Source organism: Vibrio minamisatsumaniensis, assembly GCF_050337445.1.
GTDB classification, from domain to species: Bacteria; Pseudomonadota; Gammaproteobacteria; order Enterobacterales; family Vibrionaceae; genus Vibrio; species Vibrio artabrorum.
On sequence record NZ_JAKJSY010000015.1, the window covers coordinates 1 to 24,513 of the forward strand.

The 24,513-nt window shown below is 45.8% G+C and carries 26 protein-coding genes; 8 read left to right on the forward strand and 18 right to left on the reverse strand.

Annotated features, from left to right (window positions below; all coding sequences use genetic code 11):
- The 9 genes from tuf to fkpA all read right to left on the reverse strand — a co-directional run.
- A partial coding sequence (gene tuf, locus L4B77_RS04255; protein WP_429748706.1) for an elongation factor Tu occupies positions 1-1,181 on the reverse strand: 1,181 nt, incomplete at its 3' end.
- Between the two features lie 146 nt (positions 1,182-1,327).
- Positions 1,328-3,424 carry an elongation factor G gene (gene fusA, locus L4B77_RS04260; RefSeq protein ID WP_429748709.1) on the reverse strand — a complete coding sequence of 699 codons (2,097 nt, stop codon included), beginning with the start codon at positions 3,422-3,424 and terminating at the stop codon, positions 1,328-1,330.
- A 167-nt stretch (positions 3,425-3,591) separates the two neighbouring features.
- Positions 3,592-4,062, reverse strand: coding sequence for a 30S ribosomal protein S7 (gene rpsG / locus L4B77_RS04265; RefSeq protein WP_004737195.1), 471 nt, complete (start codon positions 4,060-4,062; stop codon positions 3,592-3,594).
- Between the two features lie 106 nt (positions 4,063-4,168).
- A complete protein-coding gene (gene rpsL / locus L4B77_RS04270; RefSeq protein WP_004737194.1) occupies positions 4,169-4,543 on the reverse strand; it encodes a 30S ribosomal protein S12 in 375 nt (124 codons plus the stop codon).
- 182 nt (positions 4,544-4,725) lie between these two features.
- A complete protein-coding gene (gene tusB / locus L4B77_RS04275; RefSeq protein WP_429748713.1) occupies positions 4,726-5,001 on the reverse strand; it encodes a sulfurtransferase complex subunit TusB in 276 nt (91 codons plus the stop codon).
- A gap of 8 nt (positions 5,002-5,009) precedes the next feature.
- Positions 5,010-5,366, reverse strand: coding sequence for a sulfurtransferase complex subunit TusC (gene tusC / locus L4B77_RS04280; RefSeq protein WP_429748715.1), 357 nt, complete (start codon positions 5,364-5,366; stop codon positions 5,010-5,012).
- On the reverse strand, positions 5,363-5,752 hold the full coding sequence (gene tusD, locus L4B77_RS04285; RefSeq protein WP_261838236.1) for a sulfurtransferase complex subunit TusD: 390 nt from the start codon (positions 5,750-5,752) through the stop codon (positions 5,363-5,365). Before tusD ends, tusC begins: the two co-directional genes overlap by 4 nt.
- On the reverse strand, positions 5,746-6,471 hold the full coding sequence (locus L4B77_RS04290) for a helix-turn-helix transcriptional regulator (protein WP_261838237.1): 726 nt from the start codon (positions 6,469-6,471) through the stop codon (positions 5,746-5,748). The genes tusD and L4B77_RS04290 overlap by 7 nt, the downstream gene beginning before the upstream one ends.
- Before the next feature lie 205 nt (positions 6,472-6,676).
- Positions 6,677-7,459, reverse strand: coding sequence for an FKBP-type peptidyl-prolyl cis-trans isomerase (gene fkpA, locus L4B77_RS04295; protein ID WP_261838238.1), 783 nt, complete (start codon positions 7,457-7,459; stop codon positions 6,677-6,679).
- Between the two features lie 131 nt (positions 7,460-7,590).
- Here fkpA and L4B77_RS04300 point away from each other — a divergent pair, with 131 nt between their 5' ends.
- Complete coding sequence (locus tag L4B77_RS04300) at positions 7,591-8,568, forward strand: WD40 repeat domain-containing protein (RefSeq protein WP_429748718.1); 978 nt, start codon at positions 7,591-7,593, stop codon at positions 8,566-8,568.
- A 5-nt stretch (positions 8,569-8,573) separates the two neighbouring features.
- A complete protein-coding gene (locus tag L4B77_RS04305; RefSeq protein ID WP_017100010.1) occupies positions 8,574-8,801 on the forward strand; it encodes a SlyX family protein in 228 nt (75 codons plus the stop codon).
- A 128-nt stretch (positions 8,802-8,929) separates the two neighbouring features.
- Here L4B77_RS04305 and L4B77_RS04310 read toward each other — a convergent pair whose 3' ends face one another.
- The 5 genes from L4B77_RS04310 to kefG form a co-directional block, all read right to left on the reverse strand.
- A complete protein-coding gene (locus tag L4B77_RS04310) occupies positions 8,930-9,895 on the reverse strand; it encodes an isoaspartyl peptidase/L-asparaginase family protein (RefSeq protein WP_372067171.1) in 966 nt (321 codons plus the stop codon).
- Between the two features lie 203 nt (positions 9,896-10,098).
- Positions 10,099-10,680 carry a peptidylprolyl isomerase gene (gene slyD / locus L4B77_RS04315; protein ID WP_261838241.1) on the reverse strand — a complete coding sequence of 194 codons (582 nt, stop codon included), beginning with the start codon at positions 10,678-10,680 and terminating at the stop codon, positions 10,099-10,101.
- 96 nt (positions 10,681-10,776) lie between these two features.
- Complete coding sequence (locus L4B77_RS04320; protein ID WP_261838242.1) at positions 10,777-10,977, reverse strand: YheV family putative zinc ribbon protein; 201 nt, start codon at positions 10,975-10,977, stop codon at positions 10,777-10,779.
- A gap of 155 nt (positions 10,978-11,132) precedes the next feature.
- Entirely contained in the window at positions 11,133-12,929 is a 1,797-nt protein-coding gene (gene kefB, locus L4B77_RS04325; RefSeq protein WP_429748793.1) for a glutathione-regulated potassium-efflux system protein KefB, read from the reverse strand.
- Positions 12,916-13,500, reverse strand: a complete 585-nt coding sequence (kefG, locus tag L4B77_RS04330; RefSeq protein ID WP_261838243.1) for a glutathione-regulated potassium-efflux system ancillary protein KefG — start codon at positions 13,498-13,500, stop codon at positions 12,916-12,918. The genes kefB and kefG overlap by 14 nt, the downstream gene beginning before the upstream one ends.
- A gap of 171 nt (positions 13,501-13,671) precedes the next feature.
- Here kefG and L4B77_RS04335 point away from each other — a divergent pair, with 171 nt between their 5' ends.
- The 6 genes from L4B77_RS04335 to crp all read left to right on the forward strand — a co-directional run bounded on the left by L4B77_RS04335 (position 13,672) and on the right by crp (position 19,429).
- Positions 13,672-15,594, forward strand: coding sequence for an ABC transporter ATP-binding protein (locus tag L4B77_RS04335; RefSeq protein WP_429748722.1), 1,923 nt, complete (start codon positions 13,672-13,674; stop codon positions 15,592-15,594).
- Positions 15,591-16,061 carry a TIGR02444 family protein gene (locus tag L4B77_RS04340; protein ID WP_261838245.1) on the forward strand — a complete coding sequence of 157 codons (471 nt, stop codon included), beginning with the start codon at positions 15,591-15,593 and terminating at the stop codon, positions 16,059-16,061. Before L4B77_RS04335 ends, L4B77_RS04340 begins: the two co-directional genes overlap by 4 nt.
- A 248-nt stretch (positions 16,062-16,309) precedes the next feature.
- A complete protein-coding gene (locus L4B77_RS04345; protein ID WP_261838246.1) occupies positions 16,310-17,302 on the forward strand; it encodes a hydrolase in 993 nt (330 codons plus the stop codon).
- A 95-nt stretch (positions 17,303-17,397) separates the two neighbouring features.
- On the forward strand, positions 17,398-17,610 hold the full coding sequence (locus tag L4B77_RS04350; protein WP_261838247.1) for a YheU family protein: 213 nt from the start codon (positions 17,398-17,400) through the stop codon (positions 17,608-17,610).
- 77 nt (positions 17,611-17,687) lie between these two features.
- Positions 17,688-18,557, forward strand: coding sequence for a phosphoribulokinase (locus L4B77_RS04355; protein ID WP_372040952.1), 870 nt, complete (start codon positions 17,688-17,690; stop codon positions 18,555-18,557).
- Between the two features lie 239 nt (positions 18,558-18,796).
- On the forward strand, positions 18,797-19,429 hold the full coding sequence (gene crp / locus L4B77_RS04360) for a cAMP-activated global transcriptional regulator CRP (RefSeq protein WP_017036097.1): 633 nt from the start codon (positions 18,797-18,799) through the stop codon (positions 19,427-19,429).
- Positions 19,430-19,639: 210 nt separating this feature from the next.
- On the opposite strand, the gene L4B77_RS04365 is transcribed toward crp, so the two are convergent.
- The 4 genes from L4B77_RS04365 to L4B77_RS04380 all read right to left on the reverse strand — a co-directional run bounded on the left by L4B77_RS04365 (position 19,640) and on the right by L4B77_RS04380 (position 24,388).
- Positions 19,640-20,431, reverse strand: coding sequence for a DUF1338 domain-containing protein (locus tag L4B77_RS04365; protein ID WP_429748726.1), 792 nt, complete (start codon positions 20,429-20,431; stop codon positions 19,640-19,642).
- 123 nt (positions 20,432-20,554) lie between these two features.
- Positions 20,555-22,012 (reverse strand): succinylglutamate-semialdehyde dehydrogenase, encoded by a 1,458-nt coding sequence (gene astD / locus L4B77_RS04370; RefSeq protein ID WP_429748728.1) that lies wholly within the window; start codon positions 22,010-22,012, stop codon positions 20,555-20,557.
- A 39-nt stretch (positions 22,013-22,051) separates the two neighbouring features.
- Positions 22,052-23,071 carry an arginine N-succinyltransferase gene (gene astA, locus L4B77_RS04375; RefSeq protein ID WP_372067189.1) on the reverse strand — a complete coding sequence of 340 codons (1,020 nt, stop codon included), beginning with the start codon at positions 23,069-23,071 and terminating at the stop codon, positions 22,052-22,054.
- Between the two features lie 105 nt (positions 23,072-23,176).
- Complete coding sequence (locus L4B77_RS04380; protein WP_429748730.1) at positions 23,177-24,388, reverse strand: aspartate aminotransferase family protein; 1,212 nt, start codon at positions 24,386-24,388, stop codon at positions 23,177-23,179.
- Between the last annotated feature and the right edge of the window lie 125 nt (positions 24,389-24,513).

Genomic DNA, 24,513 nt, shown 5'->3' on the forward strand with positions numbered 1-24,513 from the left:
GCAAAGATTTTAGCTACAACACCAGCACCAACTGTACGGCCACCTTCGCGGATTGCGAAACGTAGACCTTCGTCCATTGCGATTGGAGCGATTAGCTCAACCGTCATTTGAACGTTGTCACCTGGCATTACCATTTCTACGCCTTCTGGTAGAGTGATGTCGCCTGTTACGTCAGTTGTACGGAAGTAGAACTGTGGACGGTAACCTTTGAAGAAAGGTGTGTGACGGCCGCCTTCGTCTTTAGAAAGTACGTATACTTCAGACTCAAACTTAGTGTGTGGGTTGATAGAACCTTTCGCAGAAAGTACTTGACCACGTTCAACGTCATCACGCTTAGTACCACGTAGAAGTGCACCAACGTTCTCACCTGCACGACCTTCGTCAAGCAGTTTACGGAACATTTCAACACCAGTACAAGTAGTAACAGTCGTCTCTTTGATACCAACGATTTCTACTTCGTCACCTACGCGTAGGATACCACGCTCGATACGACCAGTTACAACTGTACCACGACCTTGAATTGAGAATACATCTTCAATTGGTAGTAGGAACGGTTGGTCTACTGCACGCTCTGGCTCAGGGATGTAAGAATCTAGTGCTTCTGCAAGCTCAATGATCTTGTCTTCCCACTGCTTCTCRCCGTTTAGTGCGCCAAGTGCAGAACCTTGGATAACTGGTAGGTCATCACCTGGGAAGTCGTATTCAGAAAGAAGTTCACGAACTTCCATCTCAACTAGCTCTAGAAGCTCTTCGTCATCAACCATGTCACATTTGTTCATGAATACGATGATGTAAGGGATACCAACTTGACGACCAAGTAGGATGTGCTCACGAGTTTGTGGCATTGGACCATCTGTTGCAGCAACAACTAGGATACCGCCGTCCATTTGAGCAGCACCAGTGATCATGTTTTTAACATAATCGGCGTGTCCAGGACAGTCAACGTGTGCGTAGTGACGTGCAGGAGTATCGTACTCAACGTGAGAAGTTGAGATTGTGATACCACGCTCGCGCTCTTCAGGAGCGTTATCGATTGATGCGAAATCTTTAGCAACACCGCCGTACACTTTTGCAAGTGTAGTACAGATAGCAGCAGTTAGAGTTGTTTTACCGTGGTCAACGTGGCCGATAGTACCAACGTTTACGTGCGGTTTCGTACGTTCAAATTTTTCTTTAGACACAATCGTGTTCCTTCCTAGTTATGATTCGCCACGTTCATTATTGAGCGAGACGCGCCAGAAATTGCTATTTTATGCGCCAACTCTCGTTAGCGCAATATTTGGACGCATTGATCTTTCAAAAAATGAAAAAAATGCGTCCCTTTTGTTTAACCACGCTCTGCAATGATTGCTTTTGCAACATTGTTAGGCACTTCAGCGTACTCACTAAACTCCATAGAGTAAGAAGCACGGCCTTGTGTCGCAGAACGTAAATCAGTTGCGTAACCGAACATGACAGACAACGGAACTTGTGCACGAATTATCTTCAGGCCAGCTGTCCCCTCGTCCATACCTTCGATGATGCCGCGACGACGGTTAATATCGCCAACAACGTCACCCATCCAGTCTTCTGGAGTCGTTACTTCAACTTTCATCATAGGCTCAAGCAGAACCGGTTGCGCTTCAAGTGCACCCGTTCTGAAAGCCATAGAGGCAGCGATTGTAAACGCCATCTCACTTGAATCTGTTTCATGGTAAGAACCATCATATAGTGTAGCTTTGATATCCAAAACTGGATAGCCAGCAAGCACACCATTGTTCATCTGCTCTTCAACGCCTTTAGCCACTGAAGCGATAAACTCTTTCGGTACGATACCATTGGCAATTTCATCCACAAAGACAAAGCCTTCGCCCACTTCTGATGGTTCCAGTTTCAGCCATACGTGACCGTACTGACCTTTACCACCATGTTCACGGATAAATTTACCTTCCGCTTTCGCTGAACCACGAATAGTCTCACGGTAAGCCACTTGCGGGTTACCAACGTTGCAGTTCACGCTAAATTCGCGCTTCATACGATCAACGATGATATCTAAGTGTAGTTCACCCATACCAGAAATCAGAGTCTGGCCAGTTTCCGCATCCATATCAACGCGGAACGATGGGTCTTCCGCAGCTAGTTTACCTAGAGCGATAGTCATTTTATCTTGATCAGCTTGAGAGCTTGGCTCTACAACGATCTGAATCACTGGTTCTGGGAACTCCATGCGCTCAAGAACAATCTTATGGTTCTGGTCACAAAGGGTTTCACCAGTAGTCACATCTTTCAGACCAATGATGGCTGCGATGTCACCTGCTCGTACTTCTTTTACTTCTTCACGCTTGTTTGAGTGCATTTGAACAATGCGACCTAAGCGTTCACGTTGTTTCTTCACAGAGTTGTAAGCTGTTTTACCGCTTTCAACAACACCAGAGTAAACACGGATGAAAGTTAAAGTACCAACGAATGGGTCTGTTGCAATCTTGAATGCTAGCGCCGAGAACGGTTCTTTATCGTCGGCATGACGCTCTACTTCGTTCTCGTCTTCATCGATACCTTTAATTGCAGGTACATCGACTGGAGAAGGAAGAAAATCAACCACTGCATCGAGAACAGCTTGTACACCTTTGTTTTTGAATGCACTACCACAAGTAGCAAGTACAATTTCATTATTCAGGGTACGAGTACGAAGACCTTGTTTGATTTCGGCTTCGGTTAGTTCACCTTCTTCAAGGTACTTATCCATCAGCTCTTCATTTGCTTCTGCAGCAGCTTCAACCAATTCCGTACGATATTCTTCAGCCATTTCTTGCATGTCTGCAGGAATGTCTTCGTACGTAAAAGTCATGCCTTGGTCAGCTTCGTTCCAGTTAATTGCCTTCATCTTGATAAGATCGACAACACCTTGGAAGTTTTCTTCAGCACCAATGTTCAGTTGAATTGGAACAGGCGTTGCGCCTAGGCGGTCCTTGATCTGTTCAACTACGCGCAAGAAGTCGGCGCCGGTACGGTCCATTTTATTAACGAAAACCATACGTGGAACTTGGTACTTATCAGCTTGACGCCATACGGTCTCTGACTGAGGTTCAACACCAGATGAGCCACAGAACACAACAACGGCACCATCAAGTACACGCAAAGAACGTTCTACTTCGATTGTGAAGTCAACGTGTCCAGGAGTGTCGATGATGTTGATACGGTGGTCCGAGAACTGAGCTTCCATACCACGCCAAAACGTAGTGGTTGCTGCTGAAGTGATCGTAATACCGCGCTCTTGCTCTTGCTCCATCCAGTCCATGGTTGCTGCACCATCGTGAACTTCGCCGATTTTGTGAGAAAGGCCAGTATAGAACAGAATACGTTCACTTGTGGTTGTTTTACCTGCATCTACGTGAGCAACGATACCGATGTTACGGTATTGCTCTATAGGAGTTTTACGAGCCACGGTTGAATCCTCTTATTAGAGACTTAGGGACTATTGCTATGCCTAGATTATGCGTTTAAAGCGATGCTTTAGCTAAAAAGTGCTTGCCCTAGAAATAGCAATAGTTCCTAGCATAAGCATAGGAACTAAAGAAGTGCTGCAAGGAACCTTGCAGCACTATAAAGGTATTACCAACGGTAATGTGCGAACGCTTTGTTTGCGTCAGCCATGCGGTGAACGTCTTCACGTTTCTTAACCGCAGTACCTTTGTTCTCAGACGCATCTAGCATTTCAGCAGCTAGGCGTTGAGCCATAGATTTTTCACCACGCTTACGCGCAGCTTCAACTACCCAACGCATAGCAAGAGCGTTACGGCGAACCGGACGAACTTCTACAGGTACTTGGTAAGTTGAACCACCCACACGGCGAGATTTAACTTCTACCGCTGGGCGAACATTTTCAAGAGCTTCTTCAAATACAGCTAAGTGGTCTTTACCAGACTTCTCAGCCATTGCATCTAGTGCAGTGTAAACGATTTTTTCTGCAGTAGATTTCTTTCCGTCAACCATAAGGATGTTAACGAATTTTGCCAGCAATTCAGATTTGAACTTAGGATCTGGAAGGATCTTACGCTGACCTATTACGCGACGACGTGGCATGGATATTCTCCGTTGTCTTCTTCAGGTTTTTTCCAAAACTTTTCAGAATAATAAATAAAATAGTGTTTGGCCTTACTTAACGCTTTCTTTTAAAAAAGAAAATGCATTAAGACTTAGGACGTTTCACACCGTACTTAGAACGACCTTGTTTACGGTCGTTAACGCCAGCACAGTCTAGCGCGCCGCGAACAGTGTGGTAACGAACACCCGGAAGGTCTTTTACACGACCGCCACGGATTAGTACAACACTGTGCTCTTGAAGGTTGTGACCTTCACCACCGATGTACGAAGTTACTTCGAAACCGTTGGTTAGACGTACACGACATACTTTACGTAGTGCCGAGTTAGGTTTTTTAGGTGTAGTAGTGTAAACACGAGTACATACACCACGTTTTTGTGGGCACGCTTCTAGTGCAGGCACGTTGCTTTTAACAACTTGCTTTACACGAGGCTTGCGAACCAACTGGTTAATAGTTGCCATTAACTAGCTCCTGAAATTTACTTGAAAGTAAGCTTTGTGAAAAATCTATTCCTAACTACAAGTCGTAATTAGGGACGCAAAATTCTATGCAGCAGTGGGAGGTGTGTCAAGAAATATACGGATCTTTTTTAGCCATCCAGAGCTCAGGACGGTAAAAAATTGACCAAAAGGATACAAGACAGTTACCAAGTCACTGATTTATCGTTTAAAACCGTCAGTTTAACAAACCCGTCAAAGTCCACCTGAGTAAATGAACTTGCCGCGAGCTGTTGTAAACCTCGACTATCGAGATCCGGTTTTAACACCGACACTTGCTCTACTGTGCAGATTTGAGTGAATAACTCATGATTAGGAAGACAAACATACACTGAATCTTCAACCAAAAGGAATTGATCTTGTGGTTGTGAGTAAGCTAATGCAAGTTTGAGTTTCTCTGCTGATTTTACAATATGAAGCATAACTGCACCTAGAAAGTCAGTATCTGATGGCACTGAGCTAACTTTTGCGTCAGCTCATCCACATCGAGTGTCGTCACATCGATCAACAGATTCTCAGATGAGAGGCCAAAATCACTTAGGCTACGTTGACATACATACACTTGTTCGATGTCGTATAGGTCCATCAGTTTAAAAGCTGAGATGTAGTCACGTGATAGTGTTTCGTCTGGCAGTTGAGCCTTGAGAAGCTGTGTCACCCCATCCCCGACAAAGAACACGGCAATATCTTCACTATAAGCGGAAGCGGCAAGCAATGCGTCTAGCCCTTCTCTACCGGCTGCGGTTGTGTGAGGAAAGCTGTTAAATATGAAGGCTAATTGACTCAAAACTGGACAACCCTATCTTGTGTTAACAAAGCCTCCGCTAAGCTTCCCAATCCAGCTTGCGTGAAACCCGCGGCTAAATTAGAGCTGCTTAACTGGTGTTGTGCTGCTTCTTCTGAACTCACTACGCCTCGTCTTAATGCCGCGGCAACGCAAGTTTCGAGACTAATATCGTGTTCAATTGCAAACTTTTGCCATGCCGTGGCCAAATCGAATTCATCATTGGCCGGTACAGTAAGGTCAGAGCCATTACTGACGCCATCTTGATAGAAGAACACACTGTGAAGCTTGTGGCCCTGTTTGATTAGAGCCACGGCAAACTGATAAGCACTTCTTGCGGATTGCGTACCATAGACCGATCCATTGACTAAGAGCGTGTAGCTTAACACCCCTCTTCATCCTCTGTTTTACGCTGACGGATATACAAGTACACCGTATGCTTAGAGATATTCAATCGCTCAGCAACACGGTTAATCGCATCTTTGATATCGAAAATACCTTTATCATATAGCTCCATCACGATTTGACGGTTCTTGGTATTGTTCGAGACTGACTTGTCTGCATTGATCTCTTCAATGGTGCGTTCAACCGTTTGATCAACAAGTTCTTCAACATCACTTGCGAAGTTAACCGAAGACGCAGCTTCATCTGCGTCTTGCGTCGGCATGAAAGATTGCAGTACTTGGGAGAAAGGCGCATCTAAGTTCACGTTAATACACAGTAAACCAATCACTCGGTCGTCACCATTGCGGATAGCAACCGTGATCGACTTCATTAAGACTCCACCTTTAGCGCGAGTAAAATATGAACGCGAAAAGTTACGCTTAGAACCTTCAATATCTTTTAGCATCTTCAATGCAAGATCAGTAATTGGCGAGCCGACTTGACGGCCTGTGTTTTCACCATTGGCAATTTTAATTGCCGAAGTATTGAGATCTTCTAAAGAGTGTAAAACGATTTCACAAAATGGGCCGATCAAACTCGCAATACCGTCAACCACGGCCTCGTAAGATCTTAAGATGATTTTATCGTGTTCACTGAATGGCGTGACGTGGACTGATTCCATTTCGAGTAACACATCGGCATTTACTATTTCTGTAGTAGTCACTTATTCCTTACCTTCGTGTGAAAAATCAACAAATTTATGTAAGTTTATCAGAAAATTTTAATTGCACACCTAGCTAACATTACAACTAGTGATTTAGAACAAGTTTAAAAATTAAATACTCACCGTCAAATCGCAAAAAAGCCTAACTTTGAAGTTAGGCTTTTTATTCAATCAACGTATTTTGCTACGAAGCGTTTCGCTGATATTACTTAGCTGGAGCCGCTTTAGTGTTATCAATTTTTAGCAGTTCAACTTCGAATACTAACGTTGAGTTAGCTGGGATCGTTGGCGTGTCTTGCTCACCGTATGCTAGCTCTGGCGGGATAACGAACTTGTACTTAGAACCCACTGTCATCAGTTGTACACCTTCTGTCCAGCCTGGAATTACGCGGTTTAGTGGGAATGTCGCCGGTTCGCCACGATCGTAAGAGCTGTCAAATTGAGTGCCGTCGGTAAGTGTCCCTTTATAATGAACTTGAACAGTATCGGTGTCTTTCGGCGATTGACCTTTACCAGCCGTCATAACTTGATACATTAAACCCGATTCTGTCGTTTTTACGCCTTCCTTTTTAGCGAATTCAGCTCGGAAATCATCACCGGCTTTCTTCGTTGCTGCCGATTTTTCTGCCGCCTGTGCTTTCATCTTTTCCGCAACACGCTTGTCTAGCCCTTCAAGTGCAGCGCGAGTTTCTTCTTCATTAAGCGCTGTCTTGTCCGCGAATACGTCTTTGATGCCTTGAAGAACAATGTCTTTATCTAGGTTAATACCGAGCTCACTTGGCTTATCAATACTTGTGCTCAAGTAGTTTGCGAAAGATACACCAATGGCATACGCCGCTTTGTCATCTTCTGTTTTAAAGTTTACTGCATCTGCTGCTACTTTAACTTCTTCTACCTGTGGCGCTTCTGCCTTTGGTTCTTCTTTTTGACAACCAACTGCCAACATAACCGTTGCGGCAAGCAGTGATACTTTTAAAACTGATTTCATTGAATTCTCCAATTAATGGCCAAGCCATTGGTTATTGTGCACAAATCTAATGATTAGATTGGTGTGAATACGTTAGTTATAACAATATACTCGTTATATGTCTTTCGACACAAACTGGATTATTAGATGTGATGCGAATATTTTTTCACTCATTGCTATATGCAATTGTCATCACCTTGTTAAATGGTTGCTTTTTCTTTCAAGGTGATGCCCAACGCTGGGAAATCGAACCCAATGGTGCTACCAGCTTTGCACTCAGCAGAGATGGACGCTTTGCTTTACTCTACTCTCAACAAAAAAAGTTACTCCTTTGGGATTTAGAACAAAACAAAGAGTTAGCTCAACTCGGCCCACAAGACCAAGACGAAAACCAAGTATCGCGAATACGCATTTCGGACAATGGCCGCTTTGCCATTACCGCTAGCCAGATGAACTTCGCCGTTTGGGACTTATCTTGGACGCAAGCTGAAGGGCTATGGTCTATTTCCGACGGCTTGATTCGTGATGTTGACATATCGAGTAACGGTGAAAAAGTATTACTCGGTCTGTCTAACGGCAAAGCTATCTATGTGGACTTAGTCACCGGACGCCGTCTGGAGTTCCTAGCCCACAGAGAAAAAGTTAATTCCGTTGCCCTTTCTTCAAATGGACGTTATGCACTAACGGGGGGAAACGACTACAAAGCTTACCTATGGGATACCGAATCAGGCTTAATAATGCGCACCTTTGAACATGAGCAGAGAGTAGTACGTGTTGCCCTACAACGTGATGGCAAAATGGCGTTTACTTCAGATGGTGGTAATCAAGCGACAATCTGGAATCTGGAATCTGGAGAACCTCAAGCACAACTACAAAGCTGGTCTCGACAACTGATCTTCTCTAGCGCCCGCTTTTCTGACGATGGTAATTTGTTGGTGACGGGCTCACCATCAAGCCAAGTAAGTGTTTGGGATACGCATGATGGTCAACGAATTTCTCGCTACGATGCCGAGCCATTAAAAGATGCTCGCCCTCCCCGCGCGGTAGTGTATGATGCAGCCTTTGATGATAATAACCGTGTGATATCGGGCACCTCTGCGGGCATTGCCCAAGCTTGGAATGTGGATTAAGAACGATGACAGAAAAGCGAGTTGAACAACTAGAAAGCCGCGTAAATGACCTAGAGTGTCAGCTGGCTTTCCAAGAACAGACCATTGAAGAACTCAATGAAGCGCTTAGCCAACAACAGATGTTAATCTCGAGAATGCAAGACCAGATGAAGTTCGTGGTGGGCAAAGTGAAAAATATGGATGGCTCTAACCTAGCAGACGCATCGGAAGAAACGCCACCACCACACTATTAAATTCGACTCAAAATGACGAATTGATTCTAGTGATATAGATCGTTAGAAATCTGAAAAATCAAAGGGCGGCAGAGATTATCTGTCGCCCTTTTATCTGTTTGATCGGTGTGGATTAAGCCAATACCAACTTAATCATCCGCATAAATCTTCACTTCGATACGACCTTGAGTATCAACGCTTGCACGATACATCCCCGAACTGTTCATACTAAAATGAATATCGCCTAGGCCATCGATAGCAATCAAACCGCCTTCCCCGCCCATGGTTTTCAATTCACCTTGAATGATCGTTTCGCAAGCGGTGTGCACATCCTCTTTCAGATAACGCATGCGTGCTGCTACATCACCTGCAACCATTTTACGTAGAAAGAACTCGCCCATGCCGGTTGTTGAAACCGCAACATTGCCATTTTCAGCGATGGTTCCCGCACCAATGATCGGAGAATCCCCCACCCGACCGTACTTCTTATTGGTTACGCCACCAGTACTCGTGGCGGCCGCTAAGTTACCCGCTTGATCTAATGCTACTGCACCGACCGTGCCGTACTTTTTGTCGTCAGGATATTTTTCAGCTTGCTGTTCATCATATTTCGCTTCAGACAAAGCAAATATGCCTTTCTCTTTCATCGACTGAAGTTGGTCATAGCGTCGCTCAGTAAAGAAGTAGTCTTGCTCGGTAAAGGTATAGTCGTGCTCAAAGGCAAACTTCTCAGCGCCCTCACCGATCAATAATACGTGGTCGCTCTTTAGCATCACATCACGTGCGAGCTCAATTGGGTTTTTAATATGACGAACACCCGCAATGGCACCGGCGTCCATTTCGCGGCCGTGCATCACAGAGGCATCCATCTCTACACATTCATCATGCGTGAGAACGGAACCCTTACCGGCATTGAAGTGAGGGCTGTCTTCCATCACTTTGACCGATGCGACCACCGCGTCCAGAGCATCACCACCGGCTTGCAAAACTTGGTAGCCAGCCAAAACCGACTTCTCCAAAACCTGAGTAATGCCTGTTTTTAATTCATCGCTCATTTGCTCTCGTAAGATGGTTCCTGCACCACCATGAATGGCAATTGAAAAAGGCTGTGACATGCAAACTCTCCACTGACGTACTCTTATAATGTTACGCTATCAATACCACATTCATGGTTCGATGTCTGATAGCGAAAACCAAACTCTTTATGAAGACTCAGTTCGATAGAGTAAAAGCCCCCAAAAAAAACTCGGCGCCAATAGCAAAAAACCTCCGCAAGGGAGGTTTTTCAGCATTCTAAATCTAAACCGTTAATTCGGTATTAGTGAGAACCACAGCCACCGCCGCCGCAGCAGCCGTCTTTTTTCTCTTCACCATCATGGCCTTCGCCACCACAGCAACCGCCTTCGTGGTCATGGTCGTGACCGCCACAGCCACCTTCTTGGTGTACGTGACCGTGTTGAATTTCTTCTTCCGTCGCTTCACGAACTGCAACCACTTCAACGTCAAACGTTAGAGTTTGGCCAGCTAACATGTGGTTGCCGTCTACAACAACTTCATCGCCATCGACTTCAGTCACTTCAACAGGGATAGGACCTTGGTCTGTATCCGCGAGGAAACGCATGCCAACTTCGATTTGCTCAACACCTTGGAATACATCAGCAGGAACACGTTGTACTAAGTCGTCGTTGTGTTCGCCGTATGCGTCTTCTGGCGTAACGGTTGCAGAGAACTTGTCGCCAGCGACTTTGCCTTCAAGCTCTTTTTCAAGACCTGTAATTAGGTTGTTGTGACCGTGAAGGTAATCGAGTGGAGCTTCTGCAGTTGATTGGTCAACGACTACGCCATCTTCAAGCTTTACTTGATATGCAACACTAACTACTACGTTCTTTTCAATTTTCATGAGAGCTCCAAGGAGGTTTGGACTAGGCTCGAACAGTTGAACCTAGGAATAAATTTTATACCCCCGCTATTATGGGGATGAATTAGTGAAACTCAATCATTCTGGTTTAAAAATACCGATCATTTCTTGATTCGCGTGTTCAGATTTCTCTACAGCTTTCGGTTTACGCTGCTCGGTGAAATCACAATCGACACATTCCACTAGCTCGATATTGTTTTCAATCCACCAACGGAGTGTGTCTTGAGTGTTGCAACTTGGGCAGCTTGCCCCTGCGATAAAGCGTTTTTTCTGTTTCACGTTCATGTCCTTTACTACTCTGGATTCGCGGTTCTTCTCACTCACTCAATTAGACGTTAAGCAGAGACCGCGTTTATTATTAGATGGCTGCTTTTAAGTGATTATTTTTAGCTCAAGCTATATTGCTAGACTCAGCGGTTAACTCTAAACGAAGGTTACTGCCAATAGTTTCGAGATTGGTGATCGTTTTCCATCTCGTGTCCAAAAATTTCCTCAAGCTCTTTACGAGCTTCTTTGGCCCTTTGAGTTAACTCGGCGTCTTCGTTATGCTGAGGCAGCAACTCTTTGAGCATACCATTATCCAACTTTCTAAAGTGTGCCTCTGCTCGCTTCGCTTTGTATGGGTGCATACCCAGTTCAGTCAATGTTTGACGACCGAGATCCAATGCCCCAAGGAAGGTTTCACGAGAGTAGTGACTCACACCGTGGTTAAGTAATTGATACGCCTCAACACGGCTTCGAGCGCGCGCTAAAATCTTCAAGCGTGGGAAGTGCTGCTTACACAAATCGACGGTTTTCATGATTTCGTCTGGTGAATCGGTACACAGCACAATCGCCTCTGCTTTATCAGCACCGGCCGCGCGTAACAACTCTAAGTGAGTAGAGTCACCGTAAAAAACTTTGTAGCCGAACTTTCTAAGAATGTGAATTTGGCTAGCATCACTTTCTAGGATAGTGATGCGAATCTTATTGGCGTACATCAAACGACCAATAATCTGACCGAAACGACCAAAACCCGCAATAATCACTCGCGGGCTACGATCGACCACATCTGAAGACATCGCACTTTCACTGATTTGGTTGAGTTGACGAGCAAAAAACCGATCTTGCAGCTTAAGCATCAATGGCGTGGTTACCATCGACAAACTCACCACGACCAGTAAGAACGACACCTGGTCGCCACTTAAGATGCCTTGAGCACTCGCCGCGGTAAAAATAACAAACGCGAACTCACCACCTTGACTGAGAATCATCGCCATGCGGCTACGCGCTTTTGCCTGAGTGCCAAAGATATGAGCGAGTACGTACAGCACTAAGCCTTTCAACACCACCAGAGCCAATACTGCAATCAGTATCGCGAATGGGCTTTCGGCGAGTAAGCCTAAGTTCACCGCCATACCCACCGAGATAAAGAATAGACCAAGTAATAACCCTTTGAATGGATCGATGGCGACCTCAAGCTCGTGTCGATATTCACTTTCAGCCAGAAGCACTCCCGCGAGAAAAGTACCCAGTGCCATCGACAAACCAATCTGTTGCATGATGACAGCAATACCAATCACCAGTAACAACGCGGCGACCGTAAACAACTCGCGTACGCCACTCATCACGACGTATCGAAACAGTGGTCTCAACAAGAAGTGACCACCCACAAGTAGACCAACAACCCCGCCCAACATCCACAACATGTCCGCCCAACTACCGCCGGTATTACCGGCAAGCAGAGGCAGCATTGCGAGCATTGGAATAACGGCAATATCTTGGAAAAGTAATACCGCAAAGCCTGACTGCCCCGCTTCTTTTCCACCCAGTTCTCGCTCTTCGATAACACGTAAGGCGATGGCCGTTGAAGAGAGCGCTAAGCCCATCCCAATCACGAGACTGGTTTGCCACGTTAATCCAAACATGCTGGCAATGGCGGTAATAATCAGAGTGGTGATCAGCACTTGCGCACCACCCAATCCGAGAATAGGCGCCCGCATCTGCCACAGCTTTTTCGGGTTAAGTTCAAGACCAATCAAGAACAGCAGCAGTACCACCCCGAATTCGGAGAAATGTAGAATCGCTTCAACGTCACTGATTAAACCCAGCCCCCAAGGGCCAATCGCGACCCCCGCTAATAAATAACCGAGTACCGAACCGAGTCCCGCTCGCTGAGCGATAGGAACTGCAACCACAGCCGCCGCTAAGAATATAACGCCACTTTGCAGAAAATCGTTAGTCAGAGCCATCATTTGTTCCTATACCTTGTAACGGGTCTCGCAACCAATTCCGATAGTCTTCAGCGTGTTGGTAACGCGCCATGTCCGGGATATTCCTCGCCCAGTGTAAAACCAAGGGTGGCATCCAGTGCATTTGACACAAAGCAGCGGTTAACTCAAATGGTTGTAAGATCTCTTGTAGTGGATATTTATTATAGCCTGCAGCACCAAACGCCTCTGCTTTACCACCGGTTGTGATCACACTGCGCCAGTACTTACCTTTGAGCGCACTTTGCTCACCAAACGCAAAGCCCTTGCCTAATACGCGATCAAACCACTCTTTCAATAACGAAGGGCAGGAATACAAAAACAAGGGATGCTGAAACACAATCACATCGTACTGAAGGAGCAGTTGGTGCTCATAAGGCACATCAATAAAAAAATCAGGGTAAAGGGCGTAAAGATCGTGAACTTTGACATGTCCAAGCGACTCTATCTTTTTAACCATAATTTGATTAGCGATAGAGGTTTGTGGATCTGGGTGTGCATAAATCACTAACACCTTTGGTACGGGTTTGTCTATTGAGGGAGTAATACTCATTCCTTTAAAACTCTCCTTTAAGAGCTAAACAGTAGCAAAGCCACTAAAATTTAAAAAAAAGTTACCAATATGTTATTGGCATAATAACCTAAATTGCATTGTGATCGACTTTTATCTGGTTTCAGCCTACTATGCAGGCGTCTGTTCACCTCAAATTTCTATGCTACTTCTATGATTACTTTCTCTGATATTCAATTGCTCCGCGGTGGTAAGCCACTTCTCGACCAAGCATCTGCGACTTTTCACCCTGGCGACAAGATCGGTTTGGTTGGTAAAAACGGTTGTGGTAAATCTACACTATTCGCCTTAATTAAGGACGAACTGTCTATTGATGCCGGCTCATTCAGTAAGCCAGCCCATTGGGAGATGGCTTGGGTTGCTCAAGAGACCCCAGCGTTAGAAAGAACGGCCATTGAATATGTGATTGATGGCGATCGAGAATACCGTGGCCTTGAAGATCAACTAGAAAAAGCCGAACAAGCCGACCAGGGCACATTGGTCGCAGAGATCCACGGCAAGATTGAAACCATTGGTGGTTACAGCATCAAGGCCCGCGCGGCTGAGTTACTGGACGGCCTAGGCTTTAGTCAAGAACAAATGACATGGAACCTGACTCAATTCTCAGGGGGTTGGCGTATGCGTTTGAACCTAGCGCAAGCCCTACTGTGTCGCAGTGACCTACTGCTACTTGATGAACCGACCAACCACTTGGATTTAGACGCGGTAATGTGGCTAGAGCGCTGGCTACAAAGCTACCCTGGCACACTAGTACTGATCTCGCACGATAGAGACTTCTTAGACCCTATCGTCAACCGCATCGTGCACGTTGAAAATCAACAGCTCAATGAATACACGGGCAACTACTCATCGTTTGAAACCCAACGAGCGCAAAAGCTGATTCTGCAACAAGCAATGTACCAAAAGCAGCAGAAACAGATGTCTCACATGCAGAGCTACATTGACCGTTTCCGTTACAAAGCGTCAAAAGCTCGCCAAGCGCAAAGCCGTATTAAAGCGTTAGAGAAAATGGAACAAGTGCTGCCCGCTCAGTTTGACAACCCATTTAGCTTTCAATTTAGAGAACCGGACGCGTTACCCAACCCAATCATGATGATGGACGAGGTATCCGCAGGTTACGATGACAACTTAATTCTAGAAAAAATTCGCCTCAACCTAGTACCTGGCAGTCGCATTGGTCTGCTTGGTCGAAATGGGGCCGGTAAATCAACGCTAATTAAACTGCTTTCCGGAGAGTTGAAACAACAAGGTGGTGAGCTAAGCTATTCGCAAGGCGTTAAGATGGGTTACTTTGCTCAACATCAATTAGAGACGTTGCATCCAGAAGAGACGCCACTGCAACACATGATGCAGATTGCGCCTAAGCACACCGAGCAACAACTGCGAGATTACTTAGGCAGTTTTGGTTTCCAAGGTGAGAAAGCACTCGATAAAGTGGCCCCCTTCTCAGGTGGTGAAAAAGCCCGTTTAGTACTGGCTCTGTTGGTATGGCAAAAACCGAACCTGTTGCTCCTCGATGAACCGACTAACCACTTGGATCTCGATATGCGTCAGGCATTAACCTTCGCCTTGCAAACATTTGAAGGCGCGATGGTTATCGTATCGCACGACCGTTACTTGTTGCGAGCAACGACGGATGACTTGTATCTGGTACACGATCGCCAAGTAGCACCGTTTGATGGCGACCTTAGCGATTATTACAAATGGCTGACCGAACAACAGAAAGTCGAGCGTAAAGAAGCGCAAGCATTGGCACCTGCAAAAGACAACACCAACAGTGCTGCTTCGAAAAAAGAGCAGAAACGTAAAGAAGCCGAGTTCCGTAAACTGACGGCACCCCTGCGTAAAAAGCTCACTCAATTTGAAAAGCAGATGGATAAACTCACGCAGGCTCTTGAAGAAGCCGAGCAAGAATTATCCGACACTTCACTGTATGAAGCTGAAAATAAGGCTAAACTGAATAAAGTACTCGCTCTACAAGCGAGCAGTAAGTCACAGCTAGAAGACGTTGAAATGGATTGGATGTCCACTCAAGAAGAGCTTGAGCAGATGGAACAGGATATGGATAGCTTATGAGCCCAGAGCACGCCCCAATATCACTAACACTGGAACGACTGTGGCAGTTTAGCCTTCAGTATTACAGTGTGCGTGGTGTAAAGGATGCGTGCTTAGCTTTGCAAAACCAGTTCCATGGCAACGTCAATCTACTGCTGCTTCTCAAATGGCTTGATGAGCAGCAATTGTCTTTTGCTGAAGAAGAGTGGCACAAAGTTCAACAGTGCTTGAGCCGCTCTGAAAGCCTACTGCATAGTTATCGAGAGCTACGTAAACACCTCAAAGCACACGTTATCGACTCACTCTACCGTGAAGCCCTACAGTTTGAGTTACAACTTGAGAAACAACAACAATCTGATCTCGTCGACTGTATAAACTCCCTAAAACTGTTCGCTAGCCAGCAATCACCGCTCGCGTTTCAGTACTGTCGTTTATTAGGAGCAGAAAACCTCTACGACGCTTTTTCTGAACCCGCCCCTCTCCCCTAACGCGTTGCGTTGCCTTTCCTTTTGCTTCATTAAGGTTCAACACTTCCAAATACACTAACGTGAAGTACGTGACTCCCCTAATTCACACAAAGAGGGACTGACTCCATTGTTATTCACAACTTTAAAACTCCACAGGTAAAAGACTTGCGCTCAATCCGAGGATCCATCAAGCTCAAATTAACATATGGGCGTTTAATTAGAAGCTCAACACGTTATCAAAGCCCATAAAAAGAAGCATGGATCGTTTTATGACAATATTTACCGCAGCCACTGGCCTATCGAATCCACACTTACAAACATTAGTACCCAGATTCATTAGAAAACAGGCATTATTTACTCCTCACTGGCAAACCTTAGACACCCCCGATGGTGACTTTCTCGATCTTGCTTGGAGTGAATCTCCAGACAGTGACAACATAAGTAGCAACAACCTCGGTAGTAAACCCATTTTCGTGCTATTCCACGGTTTAGAAGGCAGCTTTGAGAGCCCTTATGCCAACGGACTGATGAATGCATTTGCGCAAGATGGTTGGTTATCAGTGATGATGCACTTTAGAGGCTGTAGCGGCAAACCTAATCGTTTGGCTCGCGCATATCATTCCGGTGAAGTCGAAGATGCACGCTTCTTCTTAAGACATCTGCACGCTCAGTTTCCCCATAACCCGAAGGTTGCGGTTGGTATTTCCTTGGGCGGAAACATGTTGGCCAACTACCTCGCCGAATATGCGGATGACCCGTTACTGTCGGCTGCTACGATTGTATCAGCACCCTTCGACCTTGCTTGTTGTTCCAGTCGTATTGAACAAGGCTTTTCAAAGCTCTATAAGAAGTACCTGCTCAACTCGCTAAAATCGAATGCATTGAAAAAGGCCAATCTGCTACAAGAGAAGCTCGGCATTACCACTGAAACCATTCACAACATCACCAAACTGTATGAGTTTGATGAACGCATTACCGCACCTTTGCATGGATTCAAAAATGCTCAAGATTATTACGCACAATGTTCAGCGCTTCCTAAACTGACTAAGATCAAGCTGCCAACTCAGATCATTCATGCCAAAGACGATCCGTTTATGACCGATGACGTCATCCCCAAATTCGTACTACCGGACAACATCGATTATCGGCTGTTTCAAAAAGGTGGCCATGTGGGGTTTATTACCGGCAGCACACTCAAGCCAAGATTTTGGTTAGAAGAAGCGTTACCGGCCTACTATGAAAGCATCCTAAATTCGGCATAATGACTGAGCCTTAGTCAATAGAAGTAAAAACATTGCTGAGCACACTCATTACTCATGAATGAACATACCCATGAACATAAAAGAGAGAAGTATTTATGATCATCCCATGGCAAGACATCGCCCCAGAAACGCTGGAGAACCTGATTAAAGAATTCGTACTGCGTGAAGGCACAGACTACGGTGATGTAGAGGTTTCACTTCAAAACAAGATTGACCAAGTAAAAAATCAATTGGCCTCAGGAGAAATCAGTATCGTATTTTCTGAGCTACATGAAACCGTTGATATTCAGGTCACAAAACGCTTCTAGGCTGCGCTCATTAAGGAGCCGTGTTATAGTAGTAACCGATTGCTAACAAGTAAGTTACTCAAAAGACAAGGGTTGTCATGTCCGCTAAACATCCAATAATTGCGGTGACGGGTTCATCAGGAGCCGGCACCACCACCACCTCAGAAGCCTTCCGTAAAATGTTCAATATGATGAACGTCAAGGCTGCTTGGGTTGAAGGGGATAGCTTCCATCGCTTCACTCGACCAGAGATGGATGTCGAAATCCGTAAAGCGCGCGAGCAAGGTAAGCACATCAGCTACTTTGGTCCGCAAGCCAACGATTTTGGCGCATTAGAGGAGTTCTTCCGTCAATACGGTAACGAAGGCACAGGTAAGGTACGTAGTTACCTACACACCTTCGATGAAGCCGTGCCGTACAATCAAATGCCGGGCACCTTTACGCCATGGCAAGAGATCCCTGAAAACTCCGATGTGATGTTTTATGAAGGTCTGCATGGTGGTGTAGTTGATGGTGACATCAATGTTTCCCAACATGTCGATTTGCTGATCGGCATGGTGCCCATCGTCAACCTTGAGTGGATCCAAAAATTTGTTCGTGACACTCGCGATCGTGGTCACTCCCGTGAAGCAGTAATGGACTCCATTGTTCGTTCGATGGATGATTACCTTAACTACATTACCCCACAATTTTCACGGACCCATATCAACTTTCAGCGTGTTCCAACCGTAGATACCTCAAATCCACTGAACGCGAAAGGGATTCCAAGTTTAGACGAAAGCTTCGTAGTGATACGTTTGCGTGGCATAAAAAACGTCGATTTCCCCTACCTTTTGGCCATGATTGATGGCTCATTTATGTCTCGCCATAACACGCTAGTCGTGCCGGGGGGGAAAATGAGTTTTGCTATGGAGCTCATCGTAAGACCGATCCTACAACAACTCATCGAAACCGGAAAAATTGGTTAACAAAACAACGTTTTTATTGATTACTTTTCATACCGTGATCATGTGCACAGTTTTGCGTAAAAAATCGTGGCTTGGTCACGATTAAAATCAAGAAATAGTCTCGGAAAAAGGATACTATTCTTAGACGAAACACAAGATAGCTTGCAGCGCTCAACGAGTGCTCTTACCCTACAAGTCAATCCAGGCTTAGCTAAAATACGGAAAGCAGCAAGCATACCCTGCAGAGGAAGTAAGATATTATGGTTCTAGGTAAACCCCAAACCGATCCAACATTAGAGTGGTTCCTTTCACACTGTCATATTCATAAGTACCCTTCAAAGAGTACTTTGATTCATGCTGGTGAAAAGGCAGAAACCTTGTATTACATCGTTAAAGGTTCTGTGGCAGTTCTTATCAAAGACGAAGAAGGTAAGGAAATGATTCTTTCTTACTTAAACCAAGGTGACTTCATTGGTGAGCTTGGCCTCTTCGAAGAAGACCAAGAGCGTACTGCATGGGTTCGTGCAAAATCTCCTTGTGAAGTTGCTGAAATTTCTTTCAAGAAATTCCGCCAACTTATCCAAGTGAACCCAGACATCCTGATGCGCCTTTCATCGCAAATGGCAAACCGTTTACAAGTAACGAGCCAAAAAGTTGGTGACTTAGCGTTCCTTGATGTAACAGGTCGTATCGCTCAAACGCTACTAAATCTAGCGAAACAGCCCGATGCCATGACTCACCCTGACGGCATGCAAATCAAGATCACTCGTCAAGAGATTGGCCAGATCGTTGGTTGTTCTCGTGAGACAGTAGGTCGTATCTTGAAGATGCTAGAAGAGCAGAACCTAATTTCTGCACACGGTAAAACTATCGTGGTCTACGGCACTCGTTAATCTCGATTAACCGCTAAAATTTTAAAAGCCACCAATGGAGACATTGGTGGCTTTTTGTTTATTTGCGTCATCCCCAAGAAGGAGGGACGACCGAGTTGGGGAGCTCTTCAAACAAGTGGGTAAATCTATAAAGATTCCCTACTCCTTCGTCGGTCTATGGAATGACGATTTGTCTCTCGCAGGGAGAAGCCCGAACCTCGACTCTTATATCTACCCGTTAGTACTCTCAAAAATCTTATCTGCTGATGCCGCCACAAACCCAGTGTATAGCTCACCATTATCCATCACATAACGCTTCGCAAACTCATAGAAGCCACCAGGAATCATCTCATTGCCATCAACAAATGATACTGGAACTTTATCCGCCATTGTTGATGATTGCTCTAATAAGACCTCTGGAGAGCCTTTAACCTCACCTCCAGATGCATTGATTGTGAAGCCCGACTCTCTCAAATAGTCATTCACACTCTGCACCTCCTCGAAGTGCTTAAGCTGATTCACACTCACCGTAAAGTGATTTGCACCATAGCCATGAGCCGCTAACCAAGAAGCATATTCGCTCTCTTTTGCTAACACTTGGAAATCCGCGAAGCTCAGCTCCCAAAGTCGGCCACCAAACAAGAACTCATAACCTTGAAGCTTGCTTACGTCCACTTGCTCAACCAACTTAGCCACGATCTGCTGTAAATCACTGGAACACGCTTCGACCTTCAACTCACTAATAAACACTTTAGGTTGGGTGGGATCTGGGTGCTCATAGTGCTTAGCCACCAACTTCTTGCTTTCAAACAAGTAATCGCCACACGCCTTATAACCTAAAGCCAGAAAAGGCTTAGCGAGTGTGTCAATCCCCAAAGGATCAACATTGAAAGTACGCAATGCAATGTGATCATTAATCAGCGCTTCGTCTTCTTTCAGTAGACGATGAACTTTTTCTGCCGATGGGCAAAGCCTATCAATGTAATCATCCCATAGTGATTTAAAGAGTAGATCGGGTGTCATGGAGACTCCTTATCAAAGATTCTAGCAAGCTAGTCATTTGGATTAGAAAAGGCGAGGCTTAGACACAAAGTCAGCAGCCTTTATTTCATAAGCCAGTCAGTCATTCTGTCACTTAAATTTAAACTAAAGCTCAATTCCCGGGCTAAACGTGGCTGGCAGTTGAGTTTCACGGCCTTCCATTGAAGCCATCGGATACGCACAGTAATCCGCCGCGTAGTAAGCACTTGGACGTAAGTTACCGGAAGCTCCCGGGCCGCCAAATGGTGCGTCGCCGCTTGCGCCAGTCAACTGACGGTTACGATTAACAATGCCTGCGCGGATATGGTCAACGAAGTATTCCCACTCTGAATCGTCGGTTGAAACTAAACCAGCAGATAAACCAAAGCGCGTGTCGTTCGCTAGCTCAACCGCTTGCTCTAGTGACTGGTAACGAACCACTTGTAGCAATGGACCGAAGTACTCTTCATCCGGCAGTTCAGCAATGTTGGTTACATCGATGATGCCAGGAGAAACAAACGCCGCTTGACCCGCTTTTGCTTCGACTAGGCTGACACCGCCTAACGATTGCAGATTCGCTTGCGCGTCCAGAATGAACTTAGCCGCAGCTTCAGAGATCTGCGGACCCATGAAGGGTGCTGGCTCAGCGAATGGCTGATCGACACGAATCTTCAAGGTCGCAGCAACGAGCTTATCCAGTAGTTGATCGCCCTTCTCTCCAACCGGCACATACAAGCGACGTGCACATGTACAACGTTGACCCGCACTGATGAAAGCCGACTGGATAATGGTGTAAACCGTCGCGTCAACATCCCCAAATTGATCACTGATCACCATCGGGTTGTTGCCGCCCATCTCTAGCGCCAGCATCTTGCCCGGTTGGCCCGCGAATTGACGGTGAAGGATATGACCGGTATTAGCACTACCGGTAAATAGTACACCATCAAGACCTTTAGCCTCAGCCAGTGCGATGCCTGTCTCTTTAGCGCCTTGTACTAGGTTAATCACACCAGCTGGAAGACCCGCCTCTTGCCACAGCTTCATGACGAACTCCCCCGTCCAAGGTGTTTGCTCTGACGGCTTAAATACCACGGTATTACCCGATAGCAGCGCAGGAACAATATGACCGTTTGGTAGGTGACCCGGGAAGTTATAAGGACCAAATACCGCCATCACGCCCAATGGACGATGACGCAGTACAATCTGGTTGCCAGCAGCTTCACGTGATGCCCCACCGGTACGTTCATGGTAAGCACGAATAGAGATAGCGATTTTGCCTGCCATCGCACCCGCTTCAGTGCGCGTTTCCCAAATCGGTTTGCCTGTCTCTTTTGCGATGATTTGTGCGATTTCTTCGCTGTTCTCTTTTACCTTCTCGGCAAAGTTCAACACGATCGCTTCACGCTCTGTAAAGCTCAGCTTCTTCCAAACTAAGAAAGCCTCACGAGCGGCTGTTACAGCAGATTCAACCTGTGCTGGTGTTGCGCTATCGCCCTGCCACACAACTTCATTATTGTATGGGCTTACCGATGTCATGGCGTCACCTTGACCTGCTACCCATTGTCCTGCTATCCACTGAGTCATATTTTTATCCTTAACATCTTCGACAGATAATCGCCGCTATTATTGAGCCAATATACGAACGAATTCGCCTTCCTTTACTTCAAGAGCGCTTGCGACTTCAGGTGATAAAATCACGGTATTAGTCACTTGGTCATACGCCGCTTTCGCCGCGACAGCGCGGAAGTTCTCAAACGAGGTATTGCCAATTAGGAAATCTTTAGAGCTGGCGTGATCTGCAATTTGAACTTGAGAGCGAATTGAGTGACGCACTGATTCGATGTTTCTTAGATCACACTCAACCGTTGGGCCTGCATCAAAGATGTCGACGTAGCCGCGATTAGTGAAACCTTCACGCTCCAGCAGTTTAAGCGCCGGACGCGTATTATCATGTACCTCTCCGATTACCGCCTGAGCTTCTTGGCTCAATAGGTTCACATAAATAGGCAGTTTCGGCATGAGGTCAGCAATGAAGCCTTTTTTGCCAATACCGGTTAGATAATCCGCAAGCGTGAAATCAATCGAAAAAAAGTGCTCTTGCAGCCATTGCCAAAAAGGCGAGTTACCTTCCGCATCAGAAACACCACGCATCTCAGCAAAGATGGTTTTCGAGAAACGCTCTGGGTGTTCAGCCATAAGCAAAAAACGGCACTTCGACATCAAACGACCATTCAATCCCCCCCGAAAGTTAGGGCGTAAGAACAGCGTACAAATCTCACTGCATCCGGTATAGTTGTTACCAAAAGTCAGTAGCTTAACGATGTTATTCACGCCGAGTTTCTGTGATGAATGGACAACCTTGCTAATATGGTAAGAATAAAACGGGACGTCCCAACCAATCGCAGCTTCAACGCCAGTCGTACCGGCGACTTCACCGCTTTCGGTATCGTAGCCTACCATTAAGTAACCTTCGTCACCGGGTTCGGTTACGTCTTGTTTTGCGAAGCTGTATTCTGAGTGAGCAATGCGGTTGGTTAACAGTTCTTCGTTAATCGGAAGAGATGTAAATCCATGTCCTGACTCAACCGCACAAGTATGCAGCGCGTCGTAATCAGATCGTTTAATTGGGCGAATAACTAGCATCAATATTCCCTCCAGATGCAAAATAGGCCCAAAACAAAAGCTTGGGCCTTTAGCAAAACGTCATCGGATCGCTTTATTAGTGATCATTCCATGACGCCGCTCAGGCTAAACTAGCGTAGCAATTGCTTTGTCTAGTTTTGATAAGCCTTCTTCAATATCTTGTGTCGTGATAACCAGTGATGGCGTGAAACGAATCACGTTTGGCCCTGCAACCAACACCATCAGACCTTGCTCGCCAGCGGCAACTAATACGTCACGCGCTCGACCTTGCCACTCTTCGTTAAGCGCAGCACCTAGTAGTAGGCCTTTACCCCGAATTTCACTGAAGATTTGGTATTTATCGTTGATCTTAGTAAGACCATCACGGAACAAGGCTTCACGCTCTTTCACGCCAGCTAATGTTTCAGGTTGGCTAACCACATCAACAACCGCTTCTGCAACAGCACACGCCAATGGGTTACCACCGTATGTAGAACCGTGGGTCCCGATTTTCAGATGTGTCGCGAGTTCTGTGGTTGTTAGCATTGCGCCAATAGGGAAACCACCACCCAGTGATTTCGCAGTACTTAGAATATCGGGGGTCACACCTAGCCCTTGGTAAGCATAAAAGTTACCAGTACGACCATTACCCGTTTGCACTTCATCAAAGATGAGCAGTGCATTGTATTTGTCACACAGTTCGCGAACGGTGTTCACGAATGCAGAGGTTGGAGAGATGATTCCGCCCTCACCTTGCAGAGGTTCCATCATGATGGCACAAGTGCGATCAGAGATGTGCGCTTCTAGCGCTGCAATATCGTTGTAAGGCAGATGAGTAATATCGCCCGGTTTAGGACCAAAACCGTCAGAGTAAGCCTCTTGGCCTCCCACCGTCACGGTAAAGAAGGTACGACCATGGAAACCTTGTTTGAATGCAATAATTTCAGATTTCTCAGGGCCGTGAACATCCGCCGCCCAACGACGAGCTAGCTTCAATGCGGCTTCATTCGCTTCTGCGCCAGAGTTGGCAAAAAAAACTTTTTCTGCAAAACATACGTCGGTGAGCTTCTTCGCTAGACGCAGTGCTGGCTCATTGGTCATCACATTGCTTAGATGCCAAATCTTGTTTGCTTGCTCAGTAACCGCATTCACCATTGCTGGGTGACAGTGACCCAAACAGCTCACGGCGATACCACCAGCAAAGTCGATATACTCTCGGCCTTGTTGGTCCCAAACACGTGCGCCTTGCCCTTTTACTGGGATCATTTCCATTGGGTTATAACAAGGCACCATCACCTCATTAAACAGACTACGTTCTACTTTATTTTCCACTGTCATCGTACATTCCTTCTCGATACCGCAAGCTTCGCAAATTAAGCGCACTGGTTTATCAGTGAGCCAAAGATATTTTGTCTCGCCATAATCCCAATGAAGCATTATATTTACATTTAATTAACCTTTAC

Coding starts and splice junctions, on each gene's coding strand:
- L4B77_RS04350 (WP_261838247.1), top strand. CDS start 17,398: ATGATCATCCCATGGCAAGACATCGCCCCAGAAACGCTGGAGAACCTG.
- kefG (WP_261838243.1), bottom strand. CDS start 13,500: ATGAGTATTACTCCCTCAATAGACAAACCCGTACCAAAGGTGTTAGTG.
- L4B77_RS04305 (WP_017100010.1), top strand. CDS start 8,574: ATGACAGAAAAGCGAGTTGAACAACTAGAAAGCCGCGTAAATGACCTA.
- tusB (WP_429748713.1), bottom strand. CDS start 5,001: ATGCTTCATATTGTAAAATCAGCAGAGAAACTCAAACTTGCATTAGCT.
- L4B77_RS04335 (WP_429748722.1), top strand. CDS start 13,672: ATGATTACTTTCTCTGATATTCAATTGCTCCGCGGTGGTAAGCCACTT.
- L4B77_RS04345 (WP_261838246.1), top strand. CDS start 16,310: ATGACAATATTTACCGCAGCCACTGGCCTATCGAATCCACACTTACAA.
- fkpA (WP_261838238.1), bottom strand. CDS start 7,459: ATGAAATCAGTTTTAAAAGTATCACTGCTTGCCGCAACGGTTATGTTG.
- astA (WP_372067189.1), bottom strand. CDS start 23,071: ATGCTAGTTATTCGCCCAATTAAACGATCTGATTACGACGCGCTGCAT.
- crp (WP_017036097.1), top strand. CDS start 18,797: ATGGTTCTAGGTAAACCCCAAACCGATCCAACATTAGAGTGGTTCCTT.
- L4B77_RS04300 (WP_429748718.1), top strand. CDS start 7,591: ATGCGAATATTTTTTCACTCATTGCTATATGCAATTGTCATCACCTTG.
- L4B77_RS04340 (WP_261838245.1), top strand. CDS start 15,591: ATGAGCCCAGAGCACGCCCCAATATCACTAACACTGGAACGACTGTGG.
- rpsG (WP_004737195.1), bottom strand. CDS start 4,062: ATGCCACGTCGTCGCGTAATAGGTCAGCGTAAGATCCTTCCAGATCCT.
- slyD (WP_261838241.1), bottom strand. CDS start 10,680: ATGAAAATTGAAAAGAACGTAGTAGTTAGTGTTGCATATCAAGTAAAG.
- L4B77_RS04380 (WP_429748730.1), bottom strand. CDS start 24,388: ATGACAGTGGAAAATAAAGTAGAACGTAGTCTGTTTAATGAGGTGATG.
- rpsL (WP_004737194.1), bottom strand. CDS start 4,543: ATGGCAACTATTAACCAGTTGGTTCGCAAGCCTCGTGTAAAGCAAGTT.
- L4B77_RS04310 (WP_372067171.1), bottom strand. CDS start 9,895: ATGTCACAGCCTTTTTCAATTGCCATTCATGGTGGTGCAGGAACCATC.
- L4B77_RS04355 (WP_372040952.1), top strand. CDS start 17,688: ATGTCCGCTAAACATCCAATAATTGCGGTGACGGGTTCATCAGGAGCC.
- kefB (WP_429748793.1), bottom strand. CDS start 12,929: ATGGCTCTGACTAACGATTTTCTGCAAAGTGGCGTTATATTCTTAGCG.
- astD (WP_429748728.1), bottom strand. CDS start 22,012: ATGACTCAGTGGATAGCAGGACAATGGGTAGCAGGTCAAGGTGACGCC.
- L4B77_RS04365 (WP_429748726.1), bottom strand. CDS start 20,431: ATGACACCCGATCTACTCTTTAAATCACTATGGGATGATTACATTGAT.